2 protein-coding genes and 1 pseudogene are annotated in these 3,391 nt (G+C 59.7%); all 3 read right to left on the bottom strand.

All coding sequences use genetic code 11. The features are described 5' to 3' along the window. Positions 1 to 618 (bottom strand): annotated as a pseudogene (locus K8W16_RS01970) (hypothetical protein); the annotation flags it as partial. Positions 619 to 1,077: 459 nt separating this feature from the next. Further along, complete coding sequence (locus tag K8W16_RS01965; protein WP_304120690.1) at positions 1,078 to 1,533, bottom strand: type III secretion system chaperone; 456 nt, start codon at positions 1,531 to 1,533, stop codon at positions 1,078 to 1,080. Positions 1,534 to 1,558: 25 nt separating this feature from the next. After that, entirely contained in the window at positions 1,559 to 3,343 is a 1,785-nt protein-coding gene (locus K8W16_RS01960) for a hypothetical protein (RefSeq protein WP_304120689.1), read from the bottom strand. Between the last annotated feature and the right edge of the window lie 48 nt (positions 3,344 to 3,391).

Genomic DNA, 3,391 nt, shown 5'->3' with positions numbered 1-3,391 from the left:
CAGGCCGTCCTTTTCCCTGGCGAAAGTGATGGGGCGGGCATACGGGGCGAAGTCTTTTCCGGCCTTTTCTCCCGTGGACATTTCAAACATGGCCCTCATGGCGGAGTCGTCCTTTTCCTGGAACATGGGGCGGAAAAAGCCCACGGCGTTGGTCATGTCGTGATTGCCGGGCACGGCGAGAAGCTCAGCCGGGCTGCCTTCTTTATCTTTTACCGTCAGGCCCCTGCCGTACTGTGTCATGAAGAGCTCAAAGCATGCCTTCGCCGTCATGGGGGCCTTTTCCGCCGTGCCTTCCATGCGGTTGGCTATGTCGCCGGTAGAAATGACGTAGTCTATCCATCCCACGGGCTTTTCGGCCATGACGCCGCCGTCCGGGGGCAGGGTAAGGTCGGGAAGACGGTTTATGGCTTCCACCATGGCGGCGTTGACCTTGGTTGCGGAAACTTTTTTCTCCCCCCGGAAGCTTTTGCGGGTAATGCCGTAGTGCTGGTCGGAAGTGTAGACGATTTGTACTACTTCCGCACATGCGGGGCTGCTCCACAGGGAGGCGCTCAACAGGGCCGTGACGAGAGCCGCGGCGACCTGTGTGCGGCGTATTTTGCTTCTGACATGAAACATGGGATGTGCCTCCTTTATGCCTCGTTCCGTCAGGCGGCCGGGATTGCCGCCAGAGGAAGGAAGCGTCTGTGGGGCGACTATAGAAAGGGAGAGTGACGGCAGCGTGAAGGCGGCATGAAGAGATGATATCACCTCAGAGTCGTTCATCCCGGAAAAGGAGCATGGCGGAGAAAAGAGCGGAAACGGTCGAGATGGCGTTTTTTCGGTTCCGGGGCAGCGCTTCGGCGGCACAGAAGGACTGCCGGGGAGGAGCAGGCGGGAGCTGACGCGCCGGTGTGCTGTGTTTTCGTCAGTGCAGCGCGACAATGCCATGAAAAAGCCCCATACCCGGGCAGGATTGCCTGAAGGTATGGGGCTTTTGCCGTCAACGGGTCGTTTCGGCCGGTTGCAGGCGGGCGAAACGGCGGGGAGGTTGGGTCGCCGCAAGGGCGTTTCTGCTTCGGGTATCGGAGTGTTCCGTCACACCTGAAGCATATCCTGCGGGAGAACTGCGGACGAACCTTCCGGGGTATTTTCTTCTTCTCTGCGCAGGCAGAAGCTCTGCCACGACTCCGCAATGGCGACGAAGTTCTGCACCCATGAGGCAATATTTCCGCCGTCCAGAACGCGCATGGGCATGACGCCCTGAAGCGTGACGCCGGTGTCTTCCCGCGCGGCCAGGGTGAACCCCTGCGTTTCGTGGAAGAAGGTGTTGGCGTCCAGAAGCGCGGCGTAGAGCGCTTCCCTGTTTTTTTCCGGCAGGGGAACCACCACGGTGAACATCATGACGAGGTCGGAACCGGGCAGATAGCGCAGGCTTACCTCAAAGTCGTCGATGACCAGCAGGCAGGAGGAATCCTCCTCCTGAACAGTGACTTCCGGCAGGCCCAGGGCGGGAGCCAGCGCGTGGAGAAGGGACGTAAATGCTTCAGACATGATGGTAACCTCTCAGGTATGCAGATCATTCTCCGGCGGGGCGGGCCTGTATCCGGCAGGCCGTCAGCGTGCTCTGTCCGTCGGGGGTGATGGTGAAGGTGTAGTCGATATCCAGCGGGGATGCCTCGGGCTTATGGAAACGCATGGTGACGTTGCCGTTTTCCTCCCGACGGATATCGATATCCAGGGGCGAGTGCTCGGATTCCGCAATGCCGGTGACCGGGCTTCCGGTACGGACCAGGAAGGCCCCGCTCTGACCCATGCTCTGGATGAGCTGCCGGGCCTGGATTTCGTTATCGCCGCAGAGTCGCCGGGCGTGATCGACCAGGCTTCTGCTTATGGAGGAAGGATGCCCCTGATTGAAAAGAGCCTTCTCATCCTCAGACATGCCGGAAGTATCCTGAATACGCACGGTTTCCACATTTCCGCCGACTGTTCCGAAGCTGATGGCGGGCGTATAGCCCGGCAGAGGGCTGTGTGAACCGCGACGGTTGATATCCTTGGCCAGAGATTCTTCCACTTCCTGCAGAGACTTCAGTTCCGACGTCGGCGTCAGGCTCGGGCGGTTGACGAAGTCCTCCAGAGTCACCGACACGGGGTGGCGCAGACTTTCCACCGTCTTTTCCAGGCTGAGGCCAGCGGCGAGCGTCGTCATGCCTTCGGAAGCTACCGAGCCGCTTTCCGGGCGTTCCTGCTGGAATACCTCGGAGAGGCGGTCGAAAACGGCGTCGTTGAAGCCCCGGAAGTCGGCGTCCTTCAGCTTTTCAGGCATGGCTTCATGGAAGCAGCCCTGCCAGATGGTTTCCCGGCTGAGAAGTCCATCGGGCTGCAGGTTGCGCATTTCTCCCAGGCGCTGAGAGGTCAGAGCTCCAGCAGCGATACCGCCGAAGTTCGCAATCTGCACGCTCAACATGGCCAGATCCGCGGCGGTTGCCGGGGTGGCCCACGCCAGCATGGACTGTGCGACGCTGTCGGGCGCGGGGCCCTTGCCGCAGGCATAGGCGAAATTCTTCATGGCGGTCAGATTGCCGTCGGCAATGTCACGGAACATCTGGTCGGCGTTGAACTCCAGGCCTTTTTCCGCCGCCTTTTCCGCTTCGAGTCTGACGGCCATGCCCACAACCTTCCGCATTTCCTGCTTCTGGGTCGGGTCAAGGTTCATGCGGGCGGCGCATGCGTCCAGCGCAGGCCCCGCTCCATGGGCGGGATCGTTCATGAATTTGTCCACCAGCACGTTGTTCCATGCCTTTTTCATGGCGGTCAGGCTCCCCGTGCGAACCATTTCACTCAAATCCTGATAACTGAGTATTTTCTGCGTTTCGTTCTTCGCGGCCTTGAGCACGGCTTCTCCGAACCTGTTCTTGAGTTCCTGCCTGGCGGCAGGATCAATGTCGCGTTCGGCGCAGAACGTGTCGAAGGCTGCGTCCAGATTGCGGGTGTCGCCCTGTCCGGTATTGCCCAGCACGAAATGGCGGGCCATATCGGTATTGATGCGCCCTATGCCCTGGTGCATTGCCGCGGCATCGGCCAGAATATCGCGCACGGTTCTGGCACTGAGGGGCTTCCCCTCTTTTCTTGTGGCACGCATACGGGGAGCGAGGGCATCGGCCACGGTGTCGCCGTACTGCTGCCGTACGGCGGAAAACAACACGTTGCCCGCGTGGCGGTTGGTGCTTTTACGGGTGAAGAAGGTTCCTATCTTTCCTCTGGTTTCAAAACCACCCTGCTTGACGACAATGCTCGTATCGTCGCTCAGGGTATTGGCCAGATGGGTAAGGTTTCCAAACGTCAGGCTGATGGGATGGGCCATGAAATGCCTCCGACATGGGTTTTGCTGAAGAATTACATGTAATATTCC

The sequence above is a fragment of the Mailhella massiliensis genome (assembly GCF_020741395.1).
GTDB lineage: Bacteria > Desulfobacterota > Desulfovibrionia > Desulfovibrionales > Desulfovibrionaceae > Mailhella > Mailhella massiliensis_A.
This window is presented reverse-complemented; position numbering and strand designations above follow the sequence as displayed.

Excerpts from the sequence above, each read along its gene's own strand:
- K8W16_RS01965 (WP_304120690.1), bottom strand. The coding sequence starts at position 1,533 with ATGTCTGAAGCATTTACGTCCCTTCTCCACGCGCTGGCTCCCGCCCTG.
- K8W16_RS01960 (WP_304120689.1), bottom strand. The coding sequence starts at position 3,343 with ATGGCCCATCCCATCAGCCTGACGTTTGGAAACCTTACCCATCTGGCC.